At 59.6% G+C, this 20128-nt stretch carries 15 protein-coding genes and 1 riboswitch; of the genes, 13 read left to right on the forward strand and 2 right to left on the reverse strand.

Annotation, left to right across the window (positions count from 1 at the left end; all coding sequences use genetic code 11):
* Positions 1-267 precede the first annotated feature (267 nt).
* The 5 genes from KGA81_RS26225 (at position 268) to argR (ending at position 4552) form a co-directional block, all read left to right on the forward strand.
* Positions 268-1047, forward strand: coding sequence for an ABC transporter substrate-binding protein (locus tag KGA81_RS26225; protein ID WP_223549902.1), 780 nt, complete (start codon positions 268-270; stop codon positions 1045-1047).
* Positions 1048-1138: 91 nt separating this feature from the next.
* The gene (locus KGA81_RS26230; protein ID WP_015096506.1) at positions 1139-1828 is read left to right on the forward strand and encodes an ABC transporter permease; all 690 of its coding nucleotides are present in this window, start codon (positions 1139-1141) and stop codon (positions 1826-1828) included.
* Positions 1825-2523 (forward strand): ABC transporter permease, encoded by a 699-nt coding sequence (locus KGA81_RS26235; RefSeq protein WP_223549904.1) that lies wholly within the window; start codon positions 1825-1827, stop codon positions 2521-2523. Before KGA81_RS26230 ends, KGA81_RS26235 begins: the two co-directional genes overlap by 4 nt.
* Before the next feature lie 36 nt (positions 2524-2559).
* Positions 2560-3324: an ABC transporter ATP-binding protein gene (locus tag KGA81_RS26240; protein WP_223549906.1), complete on the forward strand. Its 765-nt coding sequence runs from the start codon at positions 2560-2562 to the stop codon at positions 3322-3324.
* Between the two features lie 247 nt (positions 3325-3571).
* Positions 3572-4552, forward strand: coding sequence for a transcriptional regulator ArgR (gene argR / locus KGA81_RS26245; RefSeq protein ID WP_218427261.1), 981 nt, complete (start codon positions 3572-3574; stop codon positions 4550-4552).
* Positions 4553-4624: 72 nt separating this feature from the next.
* Here argR and KGA81_RS26250 read toward each other — a convergent pair whose 3' ends face one another.
* A complete protein-coding gene (locus KGA81_RS26250) occupies positions 4625-9658 on the reverse strand; it encodes a dermonecrotic toxin domain-containing protein (protein WP_223549908.1) in 5034 nt (1677 codons plus the stop codon).
* Positions 9659-9964: 306 nt separating this feature from the next.
* Between KGA81_RS26250 and KGA81_RS26255 the strand changes: the two genes are divergently transcribed.
* From KGA81_RS26255 to astE, 7 genes are all read left to right on the forward strand, one after another.
* On the forward strand, positions 9965-11185 hold the full coding sequence (locus KGA81_RS26255) for an aspartate aminotransferase family protein (protein ID WP_115947316.1): 1221 nt from the start codon (positions 9965-9967) through the stop codon (positions 11183-11185).
* Between the two features lie 243 nt (positions 11186-11428).
* A complete protein-coding gene (gene aruF, locus KGA81_RS26260; protein ID WP_223549911.1) occupies positions 11429-12448 on the forward strand; it encodes an arginine/ornithine succinyltransferase subunit alpha in 1020 nt (339 codons plus the stop codon).
* A gap of 82 nt (positions 12449-12530) precedes the next feature.
* Positions 12531-13556, forward strand: a complete 1026-nt coding sequence (gene astA / locus KGA81_RS26265) for an arginine N-succinyltransferase (RefSeq protein WP_204933322.1) — start codon at positions 12531-12533, stop codon at positions 13554-13556.
* The gene (astD, locus tag KGA81_RS26270) at positions 13553-15022 is read left to right on the forward strand and encodes a succinylglutamate-semialdehyde dehydrogenase (RefSeq protein WP_223549930.1); all 1470 of its coding nucleotides are present in this window, start codon (positions 13553-13555) and stop codon (positions 15020-15022) included. The genes astA and astD overlap by 4 nt, the downstream gene beginning before the upstream one ends.
* Positions 15023-15186: 164 nt before the next feature.
* Positions 15187-16533 (forward strand): N-succinylarginine dihydrolase, encoded by a 1347-nt coding sequence (gene astB / locus KGA81_RS26275; protein ID WP_223549913.1) that lies wholly within the window; start codon positions 15187-15189, stop codon positions 16531-16533.
* Positions 16534-16594: 61 nt separating this feature from the next.
* Positions 16595-16882, forward strand: coding sequence for a topoisomerase II (locus KGA81_RS26280; protein ID WP_108215213.1), 288 nt, complete (start codon positions 16595-16597; stop codon positions 16880-16882).
* Between the two features lie 12 nt (positions 16883-16894).
* A complete protein-coding gene (astE, locus tag KGA81_RS26285; protein ID WP_223549915.1) occupies positions 16895-17905 on the forward strand; it encodes a succinylglutamate desuccinylase in 1011 nt (336 codons plus the stop codon).
* Between the two features lie 166 nt (positions 17906-18071).
* Here astE and KGA81_RS26290 read toward each other — a convergent pair whose 3' ends face one another.
* Positions 18072-18584: a 6,7-dimethyl-8-ribityllumazine synthase gene (locus KGA81_RS26290; RefSeq protein ID WP_223549917.1), complete on the reverse strand. Its 513-nt coding sequence runs from the start codon at positions 18582-18584 to the stop codon at positions 18072-18074.
* A gap of 103 nt (positions 18585-18687) precedes the next feature.
* A riboswitch (FMN riboswitch) is annotated at positions 18688-18858 on the reverse strand.
* 196 nt (positions 18859-19054) lie between these two features.
* Between KGA81_RS26290 and ltaE the strand changes: the two genes are divergently transcribed.
* Positions 19055-20059, forward strand: a complete 1005-nt coding sequence (gene ltaE / locus KGA81_RS26295; protein WP_223549919.1) for a low-specificity L-threonine aldolase — start codon at positions 19055-19057, stop codon at positions 20057-20059.
* Positions 20060-20128: the final 69 nt, after the last annotated feature.

Raw genomic sequence — 20128 nt, forward strand, 5'->3', positions numbered from 1 at the left:
GGTTCAATGTCTTTTGCTCTTGCATGATTTTGCAGGGCTGTCAACGCGCTAAAACGGCTTTCTCAGTGCTTCTGTAATTAGTTGTCGCATTGAAGAAATATCGGCCTCGGGCCTGTCGTTAGAATGCCGATCACTCGCTCGTCGTTGCTCGTGTTGAAATTTCGCACGCGCAATGTAGGACGCAGCACTGCTTTCCGGTTCCACTCACTCGCATATTGGGCTGTCGCTCACTCTGCCGTTTTTGCCCTTTACCGATGGAGTCCCAAGATGAAGAAACTCGTGCTGCTTGGCGCCCTGGCACTGTCGTCCGTGCTTTCCCTGCCAACCTTCGCCGATGAAAAACCTCTGAAAATCGGTATCGAAGCGGCTTACCCTCCGTTCGCGTCGAAAGCGCCGGACGGCAGCATCGTTGGTTTCGACTACGACATCGGCAACGCATTGTGCGAAGAGATGAAGGCCAAGTGCGTGTGGGTCGAGCAAGAGTTCGACGGCCTGATCCCGGCACTGAAAGTGCGCAAGATCGACGCGATCCTGTCGTCCATGTCGATCACTGAAGATCGCAAGAAGTCCGTGGACTTCACCAACAAGTACTACAACACCCCGGCTCGTCTGGTCATGAAGGCCGGTACTCAGGTCAGCGAAGGCCTGACCGAGCTCAAGGGCAAGAACATCGGCGTGCAGCGTGGTTCGATCCACGAGCGTTTCGCCCGCGAAGTCCTGGCTCCGCTGGGTGCCGAGATCAAGCCATACGGTTCGCAGAACGAAATTTACCTCGACGTGGCCGCCGGCCGCCTCGACGGCACCGTGGCAGACGCGACCTTGCTGGATGACGGTTTCCTGAAAACCGACGCCGGTAAAGGTTTCGCCTTCGTCGGCCCTGCATTCACCGACGTCAAGTACTTCGGCGACGGCGTAGGCATTGCGGTGCGCAAGGGCGACAAGGCTGAGCTGGACAAGCTCAACGCAGCCATCCTGGCCATTCGCGAGAACGGCAAGTACAAGCAAATCCAGGACAAATACTTCGCCTTCGATATCTACGGCAAGTAATACGTCCCTGCGACAAGTCCGAAATGGCGCAAGCAACAGGATCTCTGAGGTTTGCGCCATTTTTTCATCCCAACTTTCGAGGACCTGAATCATGTTGAAAGGCTACGGGGCTGTCATCCTCGATGGCGCTTGGCTGACGCTTCAGCTCGCCTTGTCGTCCATGGCCATGGCCATCGTTCTGGGCCTGATCGGCGTGGCACTGCGCTTGTCGCCGGTACGCTGGCTGGCCTGGCTGGGCGACCTGTATTCCACGGTGATCCGTGGTATTCCCGACCTGGTGCTGATCCTGCTGATTTTCTACGGCGGCCAGGACCTGCTCAACCGCGTCGCACCGCTGCTCGGCTTTGACGAGTACATCGACCTGAACCCGTTGGCCGCCGGTATCGGCACCCTGGGTTTCATTTTCGGTGCGTACCTGTCGGAAACCTTCCGTGGCGCCTTCATGGCGATACCCAAGGGTCAGGCCGAAGCCGGCATGGCTTACGGCATGAGCAGTTTCCAGGTGTTCTTCCGGGTGTTGGTGCCGCAGATGATTCGTCTGGCGATTCCCGGTTTCACCAACAACTGGCTGGTATTGACCAAGGCCACCGCGCTGATTTCGGTGGTGGGGCTGCAAGACATGATGTTCAAGGCCAAGCAGGCGGCCGATGCCACCCGCGAGCCTTTTACCTTCTTCCTCGCAGTGGCCGCGATGTACCTGGTGATCACCAGTGTGTCGTTGCTGGCATTGCGTCACCTTGAGAAGCGCTACTCGGTAGGCGTAAGGGCGGCTGATCTATGATCTTCGACTACAACGTCATTTGGCAGGCCTTGCCGCTGTACTTCGGCGGCCTGGTGACCACCCTCAAACTGCTCGCGCTGTCGCTGTTCTTCGGTCTGCTGTGCGCCTTGCCGCTGGGCTTGATGCGCGTCTCGAAGAACGCTGCCGTCAACATGTCGGCCTGGCTCTACACCTACGTGATCCGCGGCACGCCGATGCTGGTGCAGCTGTTTTTGATCTACTACGGTCTGGCGCAGTTCGAAGCGGTGCGTGAAAGCTTCCTCTGGCCGTGGCTGTCCAGCGCAACGTTCTGTGCGTGCCTGGCGTTCGCGATCAACACCAGCGCCTACACCGCCGAAATCATCGCCGGCAGCCTGCGCGCCACGCCGAACGGCGAGATCGAAGCGGCCAAGGCCATGGGCATGTCGCGGTTCAAGATGTACAAGCGCATTCTGCTGCCGTCGGCCCTGCGCCGGGCGCTGCCGCAGTACAGCAACGAAGTGATCATGATGCTGCAGACTACCAGTCTGGCATCCATCGTGACCCTGATCGACATCACCGGTGCCGCGCGCACGGTCAACGCGCAGTTCTACCTGCCGTTCGAGGCGTATATCACCGCCGGCGTGTTCTACCTGTGCCTGACCTTCATCCTGGTGAAGCTGTTCAAGATGGCCGAGCGCCGCTGGCTGGGCTACCTGGCCCCGCGCAAGCACTGATACCACTGACTGACTGTTTTTGTGAGAACCGACAGCATGTACAAACTTGAAGTCCAAGACCTGCATAAACGCTATGGCAGTCACGAAGTGCTCAAGGGCGTGTCCCTGAAAGCGGCAGCCGGCGATGTGATCAGCATCATCGGCTCCAGTGGCTCCGGCAAAAGTACGTTCCTTCGCTGCATCAACCTGCTGGAGCAGCCGCACGCGGGCAAGATCCTGCTCAACAACGAAGAGTTGAAGCTGGTGGCGAACAAGGAGGGCGCGCTGAAGGCGGCCGATCCGAAACAGCTGCAACGCATGCGTTCGCGCCTGTCGATGGTGTTCCAGCATTTCAACCTGTGGTCGCACATGACCGCGCTGGAAAACATCATGGAAGCACCGGTGCATGTGCTGGGCGTATCCAAGGCACAAGCACGCGAGAAAGCCGAACACTACCTGAACAAGGTGGGCGTGGCTCATCGTAAAGATGCTTACCCTGGCCACATGTCTGGCGGCGAGCAGCAGCGCGTGGCGATTGCCCGTGCGCTGGCAATGGAACCGGAAGTGATGCTGTTCGACGAACCGACCTCGGCTCTGGACCCGGAGCTGGTTGGCGACGTGTTGAAGGTCATGCAGGCCCTAGCCCAGGAAGGCCGGACCATGGTCGTGGTGACCCACGAAATGGGCTTTGCCCGTGAAGTGTCGAACCAGTTGGTGTTCCTGCACAAAGGTGTGGTCGAAGAAAGCGGCAACCCGCGCGAAGTACTGGTGAACCCGCAATCGGAGCGTCTGCAGCAATTCCTGTCCGGCAGCTTGAAGTAATCAGGACTGCCGTTGTGCACAGGGATAGTGCATGCTTCGCAGCCTTGAGGCTGGCCCCGATCACTTGTAGGAGCTGGCTTGCCAGCGAACGCGCAGGGCCAGATTGCTTCTCTGGCACAGACACACCGCATTCGCTGGCAAGCCAGCTCCTACAAGGGATTGGGGCTGGTTTTAAGATTTGCGTTCGTTTACGGGCTAGCATTGGCCCATGCCTTCATCACTGTTCTTCGCTTCGGATCGCTCGCCCATGACTGCCCATCGAATTGGTTTCCTGATTTGGCCCAGCACTAAAGCACTGACGCTTACGCTGGCTGAGGAGGCCTTGCGTGTTGCCCAGCGTGTGCATCCGGACGTGGTCTACGAACTGTCATTCCTGCAGGCCGAACCGCCGACCGAAGGCGAATGGCAGTTGCCGGGTGAAGCGTGGACCGGCAAGCTCGAAAACTTCCAGAAGCTGTTCCTGCTCGCTGACGAGCCACCGACCGCACTGGCGCCGGCGCTCAGCAGTGCGCTTAAACAACTGGTGCGTGCCGGCTGTGTGATCGGCGGTCTGTCGGCCGGTGTTTATCCGTTGGCGCAACTGGGCTTGCTCGACGGTTATCGCGCGGCCGTGCATTGGCGCTGGCAGGACGATTTCGCCGAGCGCTTCCCGAAAGTCATCGCCACCAGTCACCTGTTCGACTGGGATCGCGATCGCCTGACCGCGTGCGGCGGCCTGTCGGTGCTCGATTTGTTGCTGGCAGTGCTGGCCCGTGACCACGGTGCGGAACTGGCCGGTGCGGTATCCGAAGAGCTGGTGGTCGAGCGCATCCGCGAGGGCGGCGAACGCCAGCGTATTCCATTGCAGAACCGCCTCGGTTCCAGCCATCCGAAGCTCACGCAAGCCGTGTTGCTCATGGAAGCCAACATCGAAGAACCGCTGACCACCGACGAAATCGCCCAGCACGTGTGCGTGTCCCGTCGGCAGCTGGAGCGCATCTTCAAACAATACCTCAACCGTGTGCCGAGCCAGTACTACCTGGAACTGCGCCTGAACAAGGCCCGGCAGATGTTGATGCAAACCAGCAAGTCGATCATCCAGATCGGCCTGTCCTGCGGTTTCTCCTCGGGGCCGCATTTCTCCAGCGCCTATCGCAACTTCTTCGGCGCCACGCCGCGGGAAGATCGCAACCAGCGACGCAGCAGCAGCCCGTTCGAATTGTCGTCGGTGCCTTCAGAGCGCGGTTAGGTTTCACGGGGCAGGTGAGGGGAGCCATGGGAGAGTTGTGGTTCCCCATGGCTCTAACCCTATGCCTTGCGCTTAGTCTTCAGGGTCGGTATCTGGCGGTTCAATCTCCGGGGCCGGCCTGTCGGCTATCTCGTCAATACCAAGATCGCTACCCGTTTCGCGGAAATGAGCGGTGATGCGTTGCAGACTTTCTTCTGTGAATGGATTGTCGCTGAAGTTGAAGCTGGCGCTGATACCGACATCGACCTCCATAATCTCGGCGGGCATCTCGGTAATGGCGTTGTGGGACAGGTCGACGTCCGTCCAGCTTTCAATCGTGAGCAACCCCCTTGGAATCTCAGTGATGCCTGTATGACTCAGGTTCAATGAGGATATATCCGTCATGTTGCTAAGGTCGGGCGTGAGACCTAACGGATTGCCCCTGAGATTCAGGTAGTCAAGGCGCTCCATGCCTGCCAGTGCGTTCAGGGTTTCCTGAGTCAGGGTGATACGGCACTCAGGCAGGCTTAACGCGGTCAACCTCCCCATCCGGAATACGGCCTGGGGGATGTTGTCCAGCTGATAGCCCTGCACGCTAAGGCCTTCCAGGTTCGGAAAGTATTCCAGAAACTGGCTGGCTCTTGGGGCGATGTTCCCAGCGCTCGTCAGGTGCAGTTCGGGCACATGGCTGAAGTCGGCCGTCAGTACCGGCAGGTCTCCCATGATTGCCAGATTTGACTCGAACCCATACTCGCTCACCACGACACTTGGTGTCGGTATCTGGCGCCAGCACCGTTCCAGGTTTTGCTTGAACTCCTCTCTTTTGACGTGCTCGGCGAACATCTCGTTGGCATTGAGTGGGGCGCCTGTGGTGGGGTGGACGTCGGGAACGTCGGTAGCCCATACGGTGAGGTCGCTGACCAGGTCGGTGAGCTCGGCTTCCTTGCGCGTCAGTTCAAGTCGGCCTTCAACCAGCGTTCCAGGCAGGCGATAGATGAAATCACTCGCTTCTTCATTATCCAGGCTTGGATACAGGGCTCTTGTCCGATCGATATCGGCCTGTTCGGCAAATACCCCAAGGTCCAGTCCGGTTTGACCGTAGTAAGTTTTTATCCGTTCTCGGGTGGTCGAGGACAGTGGGTTTTTTCCGAAGTCGAACCCATCGCCGATGTTGGCCGGAAGATCAAAGACAGAGGCGGGCAGTTCGCTTATCTGATTATCGTTGAAGATGGCTGTCCTGAGTCGCGGATGATTCGTCAGGCCAGCGGGAACGCTGGAAATTCCGGTATTGGAAAGGTCTATATAAGTCAGCTCGGGCATTGCTTCTATATTGGGTGCCTGGCCTAGTGGATTGTTGTACAGATCCAGTATTGAAAGCCTGTGCAGCGATGAAAGTGTTGCTTGACTGTCGGGGGTGAGGGCAATGCCGCAATCACTCAATACCAGCTCATCAAGTACCGGCATTGAGCTGATCGCCTGGGGCACGCTTCTCAGGACGAAATTGCGCATTTCCAGGCGACGTAATCCCGGGAAGCGCTCAAGGAAAGGGTCGGTCGCGCGCGCCGCGTTGCTGCCTTCGAGGGACAGCATGGAGATATGGCTGAAGTCAGCGCTCAGGGCGGGGAATTCACCGAGTATCGGTTCGGAAAATTTAAGCGTGTAGCCGTATTCTGCTCCTTGTAGTGCATCAAATAAGTCGGTTTCCTTGCGCCAGCAGCGCAGTATTTCCTCCCGGAACAATCTACGGTTTTGTATCTCAGCGGTCTTTTCCTGCGGGCTGAGAACTGCATGGGTTTCAGGGTGAACGCGTGGGGGGTTATTGGCCCAGATATGAAGATCATTCTCCAGCTGAGAGTATTCGTTGCGCAGGCGGGAAAGTTCCGCGCGCGGGCCTTCGGGATGACTCTGCAGTCTTTGAATCAGGGCCTGGATCTCGTCAGCTGAAAGCCTCGGATAGACCTCTCGTGCTCTCTCTTGCAGTGTGCGTGGAGCTTCACCATCAACGCGGGGATAACCGTTGCTGCCCAACAGGCGCAGGGTTTCGACGACCGGTTCCTGGATAGGCTGCAGTGAAAGCGCTGTTCGAAGCTCGTTTCGCTCCAGGGGCTTATCGCGGACTGCCTGTCTCAGTTTGCCTTTTTGGCCGATATGAATATCCAGCATGTTTCGTTGGGTGTCCGGCAAGGCTTGCAGAATGGCGGTATAGAGATCGGTAACGCCGTATAACTGCAGGCCCTCGTCGTCATAGGGTTGGTATTGGCCATCGGTGTTCAGGGTCAGCACTCTGCGGATTGGAGCCTGTGGATTACCGATGCTGTCGAGCATCGGGCCGCCAAAGGTGCGGTCATGAACCTCCATTCGCACATCCGTTGACCAGCCGGGCAATTTTTCGAGTGAATGCAGTGCCAGTCTGTCGGTGTCCATGGTGTCTGAGGAGTCCAGATAAAGCCCTTCATACGCCCGTGTGACTCGTACCTCTTGGCTGGCCTGGTGTGCGAGCTCCTTCAGGCGCGTTGGCACAAGCCCATTGTCGATCTCTCGAAGCTCATTGCCGCTGGCTTGACTGAGCAATTGCCGGGCGACGCTGCTGGGCAACCCCTTCTCGGCCGCCATGAGCTTTTGGATGTGGGGATCCTGGGTAAGCTCCGCCCCTCTGTAGCGCGACTCGAAAAGCGAGGCGCGATTATCTTCGGCGGTTTGTGCGAGCTTCTTTCTCAGGTCGTTGGCGCGAGTGTCGATATTGATCGATGGATCGCCGAAGCCTTCACCGAATATCGTCTTGATCTCATCTTGATCAAGGGTTTCCAGTACGGTTTTAAGAAGGTCGCCATTGTTCAATTGTGCCTCGTGCATCTGTACGACGGGCAGGTGCGCTTTTTCGGAGAACTCCCAGACAGTCTTCCCTTCGGCGTTCAGAAAGCGCAGTGCTTTGGTTTTTGGCCACAGACCGTAGCTCGTCAGCAGTTGCAGTTGGGATTGAGGGTCGGCTTTGCGATACACCTCGGGATCGTCGCTCTTTAGCTGATCGATAAGGCTCTGAATGTCCTTTTCGATTCGGAATCGTTCGAGGGTATCCGCCAGGAGTGGCGGTGCGGGTTCGTTTTGGACATGCATCTTGCGTAGAACGTTTTCATGAACGTCGCTGACGCTCAGTATCTGATCGAGTTCAAGATCACTGAATGCATCCACCCTGTGCCCGAGGCGGCGCACTAACCTGGTTTTGTCCCAGTGCAGGGGGCGATCGAGTTCGGTTTTCCAGGCACCTGAGCCATTGTGATTCAGCGGGGATCTATAAGCATCGGGCCTGTCGGGATGTTGAAGGTAATAGGCGTCTGTGACGGGGGCTTTCTGCACTGCGTAGTGTTTACCCTCGATCGGTACGATGCGCTTGCCTTGGTGCTCATGTATGCCCAGATGGTTAGGCTTCGAGCCTTTTGGTAGTGTGATTTTCTGCTCATAGGCTGTCAGGTCGGGTTTCCAGTACAGGGTTTTACCGTTGGAGGCCTGAACAGGTTTGAATTGATCGATGAATTTCACGATCTCACTGGGCAGCGCTCGACGAAACTCACCGGCGTAGAGGGTGCCACCGGCTGCAAAGGCTCCCAGCTGAACCAGTGCTTCGACTACTCCCATGAGGTGCTCGAACGCTTCGCTGGTCAGGTCTTGCGCCCAATCGATGATGCCTTCGAACGTTTCATCGAGCAGTTGCCAGGCCATGTAGGCCAGCATCATCTCCCCCAGAAATGGCACGAATGGCAGGGCGACGAACGCCGCAATCTCAAGAATCGTTGACGTGATGTTTACGAAGGAGTCCCACAGTTCCCAGCGAGCTTTCTGGTCGGCTGCTGCGGTTGAGACAGCAATGCCCCGTGCGTCGTTGAGGATCTTGTTCAGTTTTTCCTGATAAAGATGGGTCCACAGGTCGCGGTCGATCGGCGTCACCGCGAATTGCAGATCGGGTCGATCAAGCGGCGTTTCGCGCCATGAAGGCCGCGGGTCACCCTTTTCGTGTTGATGCCATGTCACGCTCGTGAGGCGATTAGCGAGGTTGCCAAAGAAATATCCTCGGTCTTCGTGGGAAACGAACCGGCTGAAAAAATTCTGATACTCGGCGTCGCGCAATTGCCGAGTCATTTTTTGCATGAATTCGCCGCTCGATCGGTATTCCTTGATCGGGTGCTCGGGGTCATCGGGGATGTAGGCCACGACCCGTACGGGTACGCGAGGGCGTTCCAGGTTCGGGGCAAACAGAACGATGCCGGTCAGTTTGGCGGACATCATCGTCAAGTCGTGACACCGCAAGGCTTCACCATCCAGTCTCATGCCCAGCAGGCCATCGAGCAGGCCCTGAATCAGGCGAAAATAGTCCTCCTGGATATCTCCATTCATCCGTGCAAATTGCAGCGCGGCTTTGAGCGCGGCTTTCTGGCTCTCGTCGATCTTGGGTCTCAGTACGGCCGCGACGACCGGGTTGGACACGCCCAGGTTCTCTTCGAGGTAGGTTTTGTACTGGCCGCCAATATCCAGCTCCCGGCACAGCTTGGTAAACGCCGGGATGGTGATAGTGCGTTTGATGGATGGCAGGGTGTCGAATTGCCCGGACGGGGAGGGTTCGGTAATGAAGGTCGAGTCAGGTTCGTAGGCGCCGTCTTCGGTTTCCTTGTCTTCGAAGTTGTGCAAAGCCGCGTCCAGCAGCGAAACCGTCCAGGTGCGTGCGGCTCCGGACTTGATCGGGAACCAGGGGATCGTCGCGGGTATGTACAGGCGCAAGAAGGTTTTTCTGACGTCCAGTTCCAGTCCGAACCGGGCTTTCAGGGCATTTGCGAGCAAAGGCTCGGCAAATCTGCTCGCGTCTTGCAGGCGTGCCAGCGCCTGATCGACATCATTTTGCGCAGTCCAGTGTGCGGCGTTGAGAGCCTTCAGTTCTGCATGCTGCCCGTTCGACGCTGCCTTGAGTCGGTCAAGGAGCCGTGGCTGAGTGCTCTTGAGCGCCTGGCGCCTGGCAGGCGATGCCTTGCCAAGCCATTCGGGAGCTGCGTTCTTGAGGTATTGGTAGTGGGTAGCGGGGTGTTCCGAATGCGTCGGGTTGGTGGTGACTGTTGGTAGTTGTCCTTCAGGCGTTTGCATTGTGCTTGTCCTTGAGCGTTTAGAGAGTGCCAAGGAAATCAGCAAGTCACGATCAGGATGCGGTACATATTTAGGGGGTGAGCGAGTACTCGAAATCAAATCCCGACAACCCTGCCTCTAACCCCGCCGGGCAGTTTAAACTGCGCCTTTGCGACCCTATATGTCGCATTGCCGTAAACCCGGGAAAATCCGGGGTTGGCGCTATAAGAAGTTGTCGCTTGGCGGCAAGGCCGGGCTGAAAACTGTCCTTACAATCCCCTCATCGCTCGCCAGTTTCAGGCGAGTGTTCCTTTTCAGGAGACTCCGATGTCCGTTGAGCACGCTGCGGTAAAACGCGCCGATTTCGATCAGGTAATGGTTCCCAACTATGCGCCTGCCGCATTCATTCCTGTGCGTGGCGCCGGTTCCCGCGTCTGGGACCAGTCCGGTCGCGAGCTGATCGACTTCGCCGGCGGGATCGCCGTTAACGTATTGGGCCACGCGCATCCGGCGCTGGTCGGTGCCTTGACCGAGCAGGCGAACAAACTGTGGCACGTGTCCAACGTGTTCACCAATGAGCCGGCCCTGCGCCTGGCCCATAAGCTGGTCGACGCCACGTTTGCCGACCGCGCCTTCTTCTGCAACTCCGGCGCCGAAGCCAACGAGGCCGCTTTCAAGCTGGCCCGTCGCGTCGGCTTCGACCGTTTCGGTAGCGAGAAGTACGAAATCATCGCCGCGCTCAACAGCTTCCACGGCCGCACCCTGTTCACCGTGAACGTCGGTGGCCAGTCGAAGTACTCCGACGGTTTCGGCCCGAAAATCACCGGCATCACCCACGTGCCGTACAACGATCTGGCTGCGCTCAAAGCCGCCATTTCCGACAAGACTTGCGCCGTGGTGCTGGAGCCGATCCAGGGCGAAAGCGGTGTGATCCCGGCTGAACTGGAATACCTGCAAGGTGCTCGCGAGCTCTGCACCGCGCACAACGCGCTGCTGATTTTCGACGAAGTGCAAACCGGCATGGGCCGTACCGGCCATCTGTTCGCCTACCAGCATTACGGCGTGATCCCGGACATCCTGACCAGCGCCAAGAGCCTGGGCGGTGGTTTCCCGATCGCGGCGATGCTGACCACCGAAGACCTGGCCAAGCACCTGGTCGTCGGCACCCACGGCACCACTTACGGCGGCAACCCGCTGGCGTGCGCTGTCGCGGAAGCCGTGATCGACGTGATCAACACCCCTGAAGTGCTGGCCGGCGTCAACGCCAAGCACGACAAATTCAAGGCGCGCCTCGAGCAGATCGGCGAGAAATACGGGCTGTTCACCAAGGTCCGCGGCATGGGCCTGTTGATCGGTTGTGTGCTGAGCGATGCCTGGAAAGGCAAGGCCAAGGACATTTTCAACGCCGCTGAGCAAGAAGGCCTGATGGTTCTGCAAGCCGGCCCGGACGTGGTGCGTTTCGCCCCGAGCCTGGTGGTGGAAGACGCCGATATCGATGCCGGCCTGGACCGCTTCGAGCGTGCTGCAGCAAAACTGACGCAAGCCTGATAGACCCTTCGACGCCTGACCTTTCAGGCGTCGAACCGAATTTTTTATGCCGGCCCCGCTTGAAGTGTTAACCCATTGTAGGAGCTGGCTTGCCAGCGAAGAGGCCCGAAAGCCTTGCGGCGATCAACCGGCCGCCTTCGCTGGCAAGCCAGCTCCTACAGGGGCAGGATGCCTTGCAATCCCGGTATTTTTTTTCCTGTCGGCCATTCGGGTCGACCTGTTTCTTGATTAAGGAGTGACACCATGCTGGTGATGCGCCCCGCGCAAATGGCTGATCTGGGCGAGGTACAGCGTCTGGCTGCGGACAGCCCGATTGGTGTCACTTCCTTGCCGGATGACGTTGAACGCCTGAGCGACAAGATCGCGGCAAGCGAAGCCTCGTTCGCCGCCGAAGTGAGCTTCAACGGTGAGGAAAGCTATTTCTTCGTCCTCGAAGACACCACTACCGGCAAGCTGGTCGGTTGCTCGGCCATCGTGGCGTCGGCCGGTTACTCCGAGCCGTTCTACAGCTTTCGCAACGAAACCTTCGTGCACGCTTCCCGCGAGCTGAAGATTCACAACAAGATCCACGTGCTCTCGCAGTGCCACGACCTGACCGGCAACAGTTTGCTGACCAGTTTCTACGTGAAGCCGGAGCTGGTGGGTTCGCCCTGGGCGGAGCTCAATTCCCGTGGCCGTCTGCTGTTCGTCGCCAGCCACCCGGAGCGTTTTGCCGATTCGGTGGTGACCGAGATCGTCGGTTACAGCGATGAAAACGGCGACTCGCCATTCTGGGACGCCATCGGTCGCAACTTTTTCGACCTCAACTACGCTGAAGCCGAGCGTCTGTGCGGCCTCAAGAGCCGGACGTTCCTCGCCGAACTGATGCCGCATTACCCGATCTACGTGCCCCTGCTGCCGGACTCCGCGCAAGAAGCCATGGGCCAGGTACATCCGCGGGCGCAGATCACCTTCGACATCCTGATGCGCGAAGGCTTCGAGACCGATCACTACATCGATATCTTCGACGGCGGCCCGACGCTGCATGCCCGTGTCTCGGGGATCCGTTCGATCGCCCAGAGCCGTGTGGTGCCGGTGAAGATCGGCGAGCCGGTCAAAGGCGTCGGTCGCCAGTATCTGGTGGCCAATGCCCAGTTGCAGGACTACCGCGCGGTCATGCTCGAGCTTGACTACGCGCCGGGTAAACCGGTGACCCTGGACCTGGAAGCGGCCGAAGCCCTGGGCGTCGGCGAGGGTGCCAGCGTGCGCCTGGTGGCGGTTTAACGCCTGCTTTAATCCCTAAGGCATTGCCTGGAAAGCAGCGAAGTTTCACGGGTGGCGCAAGCGGCCCGTTTGAGGAGATAGCATGATCGTTCGTCCCGTACGCAGCAGCGATTTACCCGCTCTGATCGACCTGGCCCGCAGCACCGGCACCGGCCTGACCACCTTGCCGGCCAACGAAGAGCGGCTGGCCCATCGGGTCGGCTGGGCCGAGAAGACCTTTCGCGGCGAAGCCGGGCGGGGCGATGCGGACTATCTGTTCGTGCTCGAAGATGATGACGGTCGCGTGGTGGGCATTTCCGCCATCGCCGGCGCCGTCGGCCTGCGTGAGCCCTGGTACAACTTCCGGGTCGGTCTGACGGTCAGCGCGTCCCAGGAGCTGAACATCTATCGCGAAATCCCGACGCTGTTCCTGGCCAACGACCTGACCGGCAACTCCGAGCTGTGCTCGCTGTTCCTGCACGCCGATTACCGCAGCGGCCTCAACGGTCGCATGCTGTCCAAGGCGCGGATGCTGTTCATCGCCGAGTTCCCGCAACTGTTCGGCAACAAGATCATTGCCGAAATGCGCGGTGTTTCCGACGAAGCCGGGCGTTCGCCGTTCTGGGAAAGCCTGGGCCGACACTTCTTCAAGATGGAGTTCAGCCAGGCCGACTACCTGACCGGCGTGGGCAACAAGGCGTTCATCGCCGAACTGATGCCGAAATTCCCGCTGTACACCTGCTTCCTGTCGCCGGAGGCGCGCAGCGTCATCGGTCAGGTGCACCCGGACACCGAGCCGGCGCTGGCCATGCTCAAGAGCGAAGGTTTCAGCTACCAGGGCTACGTCGACATTTTCGACGCAGGTCCTGCCATCGAGTGCGAGACCGGCAAGATCCGCGCGGTGCGTGACAGCCAGGCACTGGTGCTGGCCGTCGGCACGCCGGGTGACGACGCCACGCCATTCATCATTCACAACCGCAAGCGCGAAGACTGCCGCATCACCGCTGCGCCGGCACGTCTGGCCGCTGGCACCCTGGTGGTCGATTCGCAGACCGCCAAACGTCTTCAACTCAACGCTGGCGATCAAGTGCGCGCCGTGGCGTTGTCCGCAGCTCGGGAGTCGAAATAATGAAGTCGCTTTACATCGCAGGTGAATGGCTGGCAGGTGAGGGCGAAGCCTTCGAGTCGCTGAACCCGGTGACCCAGCAGGTGCTGTGGTCCGGCGGCGGTGCCACCGCCGCTCAGGTCGAGTCGGCTGTGCAAGCGGCGCGTCAGGCGTTCCCGGGCTGGGCGCGGCGTACCCTGGACGAACGTATTTCGGTGCTGGAAGCCTTTGCCGCCGCGCTGAAGAATCATGCTGACGAACTGGCCCATACCATCGGCGAAGAAACCGGCAAACCCCTGTGGGAAGCGGCGACCGAAGTCACCAGCATGGTCAACAAGATTGCCATCTCGGTGCAGAGCTACCGCGAACGTACCGGCGAGAAGAGCGGCCCGCTGGGCGACGCCACCGCGGTGCTGCGCCACAAACCCCACGGTGTGGTGGCGGTGTTCGGTCCTTACAACTTCCCGGGGCACCTGCCGAACGGCCATATCGTGCCGGCACTGCTGGCCGGTAACAGCGTGCTGTTCAAACCTAGCGAGCTGACACCGAAAGTCGCCGAGTTGACGGTCAAGTGCTGGATCGAGGCCGGTCTGCCGGCCGGCGTATTGAATTTGCTGCAAGGCGCTCGTGAAACCGGCATCGCCCTGGCGGCGAACCCGGGCATCGATGGCCTGTTCTTCACCGGTTCCAGCCGCACCGGCAATCACCTGCACCAGCAATTCGCCGGTCGTCCGGACAAGATCCTGGCGCTGGAAATGGGCGGTAACAACCCGCTGGTGGTCGATCAGGTCGCCGATCTCGATGCCGCGGTGTACACCATTATTCAGTCGGCGTTCATCTCCGCCGGCCAGCGCTGCACCTGTGCCCGCCGTTTGCTGGTGCCACAAGGCGCGTGGGGCGACTCGCTGCTGGCGCGCCTGGTGGCGGTCAGCTCGACTCTTTCAGTCGGTGCCTTCGATCAGCAACCGGCGCCGTTCATGGGCTCGGTGGTTTCCCTTGGCGCTGCAAAAGCGTTGATGGATGCGCAAGAACATCTGCTGGCCAACGGCGCAGTGGCCCTGCTGGAAATGACTCAGCCTCAGGCCCGATCGGCCTTGCTGACCCCGGGCATTCTGGATGTGACCGCTGTCGCCGATCGTCCTGACGAAGAGCTGTTCGGCCCGTTGCTGCAAGTGATCCGCTACGCTGATTTTGCAGCGGCGATCGCTGAAGCCAACGACACCGCCTACGGTCTGGCCGCCGGTCTGCTGTCGGATTCCGAAGCGCGTTACCAGCAATTCTGGCTGGAAAGCCGTGCCGGTATCGTCAACTGGAACAAGCAACTGACCGGTGCCGCGAGCAGCGCGCCGTTCGGCGGCGTCGGTGCCTCGGGCAACCATCGCGCCAGCGCCTATTACGCGGCGGATTACTGCGCGTACCCGGTGGCCTCGCTGGAAACGCCGAGCCTGACCATGCCTGCGGCCCTGACGCCTGGCGTGAAAATGGCGTAACGCCCAATCGCGGGCAAGCCCGCTCCCACAGGTTCGATGGTGGATACACATTTGGTGTACGACACAAACCCTGTAGGAGCGGGCTTGCCCGCGAAGGCCGCGACTCGGTCTTACTCAATTGTTACTAGAAGCCTATAACAACAGATTCTCGTGGAGCCTCGCCGATGAAATCCTATGAAGTCAATTTTGACGGTCTAGTGGGGCCGACCCATAACTACGGCGGTCTGTCCTACGGCAACGTCGCGTCCCAGAGCAACAGCCAGCAGTCTTCCAACCCCAAGGAAGCGGCGCTGCAAGGCCTGGCAAAAATGAAAGCGCTGATGGAAATGGGTTTCCAGCAAGGCGTACTGGCACCGCAAGAGCGCCCGGATGTGGCCGCACTGCGTCGCCTGGGCTTTGGCGGCACCGACGCGCAGGTGATCGAGCGTGCCGCCAAAGAGGCGATGCCGCTGCTGGTGGCCAGTTGCTCGGCCTCGAGCATGTGGGTGGCCAACGCCGCCACGGTCAGCCCGAGTGCCGACACCGCTGACGGTCGCGTGCATTTCACCGCCGCCAACCTCAACTGCAAATACCACCGCAGCATCGAACACCCGACCACCAGCCGCGTGCTGGGGGCGATGTTCGCTGACCAGAAACACTTCGCCCACCACGCCGCCTTGCCGGCCGTAGCGCAATTCGGTGACGAAGGCGCGGCCAACCACACGCGTTTCTGCCGTGAATACGGCGAAGCCGGTGTCGAGTTCTTCGTGTTCGGCCGTAGCGCTTTCGACACCCGCTACCCGGCACCGCAGAAGTACCCGGCGCGCCAGACCCTCGAAGCGTCCCAGGCCGTTGCCCGTTTGCACGGCTTGAGCGATGACGGCGTGGTCTACGCCCAGCAGAACCCGTCGGTGATCGACCAGGGCGTGTTCCACAACGACGTGATCGCAGTCGGTAACGGCGAAGTGCTGTTCTATCACGAGGACGCGTTCCTCGAGACCGAGAAAATGCTCGCTGAATTGCAGAGCAAACTCGCCAAAGTCGGTGGGAAATTTCAGTCAGTCTGTGTTCCGCGTTCCGCGGTCAGTGTGGAAGACGCGGTTCGTTCCTACCTGTTCAATAGCCAACTGCTGACGCGTCCTGACGGCTCCATGCTGTTGATCGTGCCGGAAGAATGCCGTGGCAACGAGCGTGTCTGGCAATACTTGCAGGGTTTGACCAGCTCTGGCGGCCTGATCCGCGAAGTGAAAGTCTTCGATCTCAAGCAGAGCATGCAGAACGGCGGTGGTCCGGCTTGCCTGCGGTTGCGCGTCGCACTCAACGAAACCGAGCTGGCGGCGGTCAATCAAGGGGTTATCATGACGGCGCCGTTGTACGGCACACTGACCGAATGGGTCGAGAAGCACTACCGCGACCGCATGACCGAAAACGATCTGGCGGACCCGCAATTGCTGCTTGAGTGCCGGACGGCACTGGATGAACTGACGCAAATCCTTAAACTGGGCGCGGTTTATCCATTCCAGATCAATTGATCGACGGCGCGCTGTCCCCCATGGCAGTGCGCTGCTTCATCTCAAACGAGAGCGTAAAGACATGAGCGATACCCTGCAGCTGATCCTTGAAGACACCGACGGCACGCAACTGGAGACTTCCTGCACCCGCGTCGCGGTCATGTGGCAAGGCAAAGAGCTGTGGATCCAGCAGGACGGCCGCGGCCAGTTGCTGATCGGCGTGGACGTCGAAGAAGGCGATGCCGAATACGCCAACCTGCTGCTGCGCCCATTGGCGACTAATCTGGTAAGTCTGCAACTGGAGATGGAACCTGCCGACCTCACCGACGAGGAACATGTTCACGGCCCGGACTGCAACCACGATCACTAAGGAAACCGCTCTATGCTCGCCCTCGGCAAACTGCTTGAACTGACCCTCGCCGGCCGCGAACCGGCGGAGAAGACTCAACTGACTGTCGAAGGCGTGCGCATGCGCTGGTTGAGCGAAGGTGCGCTGGAAGTCCGGCCACCCGAGGCGCGAGACAATGGCCTGGACCTGCTGCTGTCGGCGGGGATCCACGGCAATGAAACAGCGCCGATCGAGTTGCTCGATCGCCTGTTGCACGAAATTGCCCGCGGCGACTTGAAGCCGCGGGCACGTATTCTGTTCCTGTTCGGCAACCCCGAGGCGATTCGCAAGGGCGAGCGTTTCGTCGAGCAGGATGTCAATCGGCTGTTCAATGGCCGTCATGAACAAAGCAGTGGCTCCGAAGCCTTGCGTGCTTGTGAGCTGGAGCGGTTGGCGGCGAGTTTCTTCAGCCTGCCTGGTCGTCAGCGCCTGCATTACGACCTGCACACGGCCATTCGTGGCTCGAAAATCGAGCAGTTCGCCCTGTACCCCTGGAAAGAAGACCGCCAGCATTCGCGTCAGGAACTGGCACGCCTGCGCGCCGCCGGCATGGAAGCGGTGTTGCTGCAGAACAAGCCGTCCATCGTGTTCAGCGCCTACACCTACGACAAGCTCGGTGCCGAGGCTTTCACCCTGGAGCTCGGCAAGGCGCGGCCATTCGGGCAGAACGCCGGGGTCAATGTCTCGCTGCTGGAGGCGCGCCTCAAGCAGATCATCGAAGGTACCGAGCCGGAAGTGACTGAAAAGGCACTGGACGGTTTGCAGCTGTACAGCGTGGCACGGGAAATCATCAAGCACAGCGACAGCTTCCGCCTGAACCTGCCGGCGGACATCGAGAACTTTTCGGAGCTGGAAGTGGGTTATCTGCTGGCGGAAGACATCGCCAACACCCGCTGGGTCATCGAGGAGGAGGGCGCCCGGATCATCTTCCCGAACCCCAAGGTGAAGAACGGGTTGCGTGCCGGCATCCTGGTCGTGCCGACCACCGACGAAAACCTGGCCTGAACCAATCTCAGGCATGACATAGAACCCTGTGGGAGCGAGCTTGCTCGCGATGGCGGACGACCAGTCGATATCTATGTTGACTGAACTACCGCCATCGCGAGCAAGCTCGCTCCCACAGTTGATTTGGGTGAAACCAAAGATTTCACCCAAATCACGAGTTTGGTGATTACACGGCTACCGCGCGCGGCTCGGTGCGACGCAGGCTACGGATCTTCATCAACGTATCCGCACAGGTCTTCGCCGCTTCCTGGCCTTTATGCACGAAGTGATCGAAAAAGAACTTGTGATGCAGTTCTTCGCCGGCATGGAAGTGGTGCGGGGTCAGGGACACCGAGAACACCGGCACTTCGGTTTCCAGCTGAACCTGCATCAGGCCGCTGACCACTGACTGGGCGACGAACTCGTGACGGTAGATCCCGCCGTCCACCACCAGGGCTGCCGCGACGATGCCGGCATAACGGCCGGTCTTGGCCAGCAACTTGGCGTGCAGAGGCATTTCAAAGGCACCGCCGACTTCGAAGAAATCGATGTCGGATTCCTGATAACCCTGGGCAATCATTTCGGCGACGAAGCCTTTGCGGCTCTGGTCGACAATTTCCTTGTGCCAGCAGGCCTGGATGAACGCAACGCGCTCGCCGTGATGGTGTTTGCTTTTGCTGTCGATTGCGGTGGGTTGCATGTTCTGACTCCTGTTTGTGTGAAAAACAGGGCGTTATGAATCGAAGGGGATCTGAGGGTACGCTCGCTCGCACGAATGCCGGCGGACGGCCCTTTGCTGTCAATCCCGTTCTCTCTTCATCCGGACTATGACCGTCGGCCCCGGGATCACACCGGGTCTGCTGACCTTGCTGCCGGGCACTGCCGAAGCGGTGCTGTCACCAAGCGCTCGCGGGCTATGCGCATTGCGCGCAATTACCGCCGGTGGGGAGTTGCACCCCGCCCTGAGAACGTTTTTGCCGCCGGAATGTTTGGCGGCGTAGCGTTTTTATCACATATTTGCGGTATGCGCATGGCCCCTTTTGGATGATTGTCATCGACTTTTCCGTTGGTTTAATCGGCCTTTTCCTACGCAAGGGTTGATTAATCGTCGCCATGCCCGCAGTAATTCTCTCCTGAAAGGGATTTCCCCTGCTTACCGAGGCCGGATTCATGAGCGTTATCGATCTTCGCAGCGACACCGTCACCCAACCTTGCGCCGGCATGCTCGACGCAATGACCAAGGCCGCCACCGGCGATGACGTGTATGGCGAAGATCCGACGGTCAATCGTCTGGAAGCTGAATTGGCAGAACGGCTGGGTTTTGCCGCGGCGCTGTTTGTGCCCACCGGCACCATGAGCAACCTGCTGGGTTTGATGGCCCACTGCGAACGCGGTGACGAGTACATCGTCGGCCAGCAGGCCCACACCTATAAGTACGAAGGTGGCGGCGCGGCGGTGCTCGGTTCGATCCAGCCGCAACCGCTGGAAGTGCAGGCCGACGGTTCGCTGGACCTGGCGCAGGTCGCGGCGGCGATCAAGCCGGATGACTTCCATTTCGCCCGCACCCGCTTGCTGGCGCTGGAAAACACCATGCAAGGCAAAGTCCTGCCGCTGGAGTACCTGGCCCGGGCGCGCAGTTTTACCCGCGAACACGGTTTGCAACTGCACCTGGACGGCGCACGCTTGTACAACGCGGCAGTGAAGCTGGGTGTGGATGCCCGGGAAATCACCCAGTATTTCGATTCCGTCTCGGTCTGCCTGTCCAAAGGGCTGGGCGCCCCGGTGGGTTCGGTGCTGTGCGGCTCGGCTGAGCTGATCGGCAAGGCCCGGCGCCTGCGCAAGATGGTCGGTGGCGGCATGCGTCAGGCCGGGATTCTGGCGGCGGCAGGCCTGTACGCGCTGGATCACAACGTTCAGCGCCTGGCCGATGACCACGCCAACGCGCAATACCTGGCCGAAGGCCTGCGGGCGGCGGGTTTTGAAGTCGAACCGGTGCAAACCAACATGGTTTACGTGCAGATGGGCGACCAGGCCGAGGCCATCAAGGCATTTTCCGCTGAACGCGGGATCAAGCTCAGTGCCGCCGCTCGTCTGCGCATGGTCACGCACATGGACGTCAGCCGTGGGCAAATCGAGCAGGTCGTCGCGACATTCGTCGACTTTTCGCGCAAGTGATAGCGTTAGCACTCCATTTGACCGTTTCTATCGTATAAACACGCTGTACCCCGCGCGCAGGGCCGATAT

Source organism: Pseudomonas sp. A-B-19, assembly GCF_019947515.1.
Lineage (GTDB): Bacteria > Pseudomonadota > Gammaproteobacteria > Pseudomonadales > Pseudomonadaceae > Aquipseudomonas.

Excerpts from the sequence above, each read along its gene's own strand:
- aruF (WP_223549911.1), top strand. The coding sequence starts at position 11,429 with ATGCTGGTGATGCGCCCCGCGCAAATGGCTGATCTGGGCGAGGTACAG.
- ltaE (WP_223549919.1), top strand. The coding sequence starts at position 19,055 with ATGAGCGTTATCGATCTTCGCAGCGACACCGTCACCCAACCTTGCGCC.
- KGA81_RS26240 (WP_223549906.1), top strand. The coding sequence starts at position 2,560 with ATGTACAAACTTGAAGTCCAAGACCTGCATAAACGCTATGGCAGTCAC.
- KGA81_RS26280 (WP_108215213.1), top strand. The coding sequence starts at position 16,595 with ATGAGCGATACCCTGCAGCTGATCCTTGAAGACACCGACGGCACGCAA.
- argR (WP_218427261.1), top strand. The coding sequence starts at position 3,572 with ATGACTGCCCATCGAATTGGTTTCCTGATTTGGCCCAGCACTAAAGCA.
- KGA81_RS26225 (WP_223549902.1), top strand. The coding sequence starts at position 268 with ATGAAGAAACTCGTGCTGCTTGGCGCCCTGGCACTGTCGTCCGTGCTT.
- astA (WP_204933322.1), top strand. The coding sequence starts at position 12,531 with ATGATCGTTCGTCCCGTACGCAGCAGCGATTTACCCGCTCTGATCGAC.
- astE (WP_223549915.1), top strand. The coding sequence starts at position 16,895 with ATGCTCGCCCTCGGCAAACTGCTTGAACTGACCCTCGCCGGCCGCGAA.
- KGA81_RS26230 (WP_015096506.1), top strand. The coding sequence starts at position 1,139 with ATGTTGAAAGGCTACGGGGCTGTCATCCTCGATGGCGCTTGGCTGACG.
- KGA81_RS26235 (WP_223549904.1), top strand. The coding sequence starts at position 1,825 with ATGATCTTCGACTACAACGTCATTTGGCAGGCCTTGCCGCTGTACTTC.
- KGA81_RS26255 (WP_115947316.1), top strand. The coding sequence starts at position 9,965 with ATGTCCGTTGAGCACGCTGCGGTAAAACGCGCCGATTTCGATCAGGTA.
- KGA81_RS26290 (WP_223549917.1), bottom strand. The coding sequence starts at position 18,584 with ATGCAACCCACCGCAATCGACAGCAAAAGCAAACACCATCACGGCGAG.
- astB (WP_223549913.1), top strand. The coding sequence starts at position 15,187 with ATGAAATCCTATGAAGTCAATTTTGACGGTCTAGTGGGGCCGACCCAT.
- KGA81_RS26250 (WP_223549908.1), bottom strand. The coding sequence starts at position 9,658 with ATGCAAACGCCTGAAGGACAACTACCAACAGTCACCACCAACCCGACG.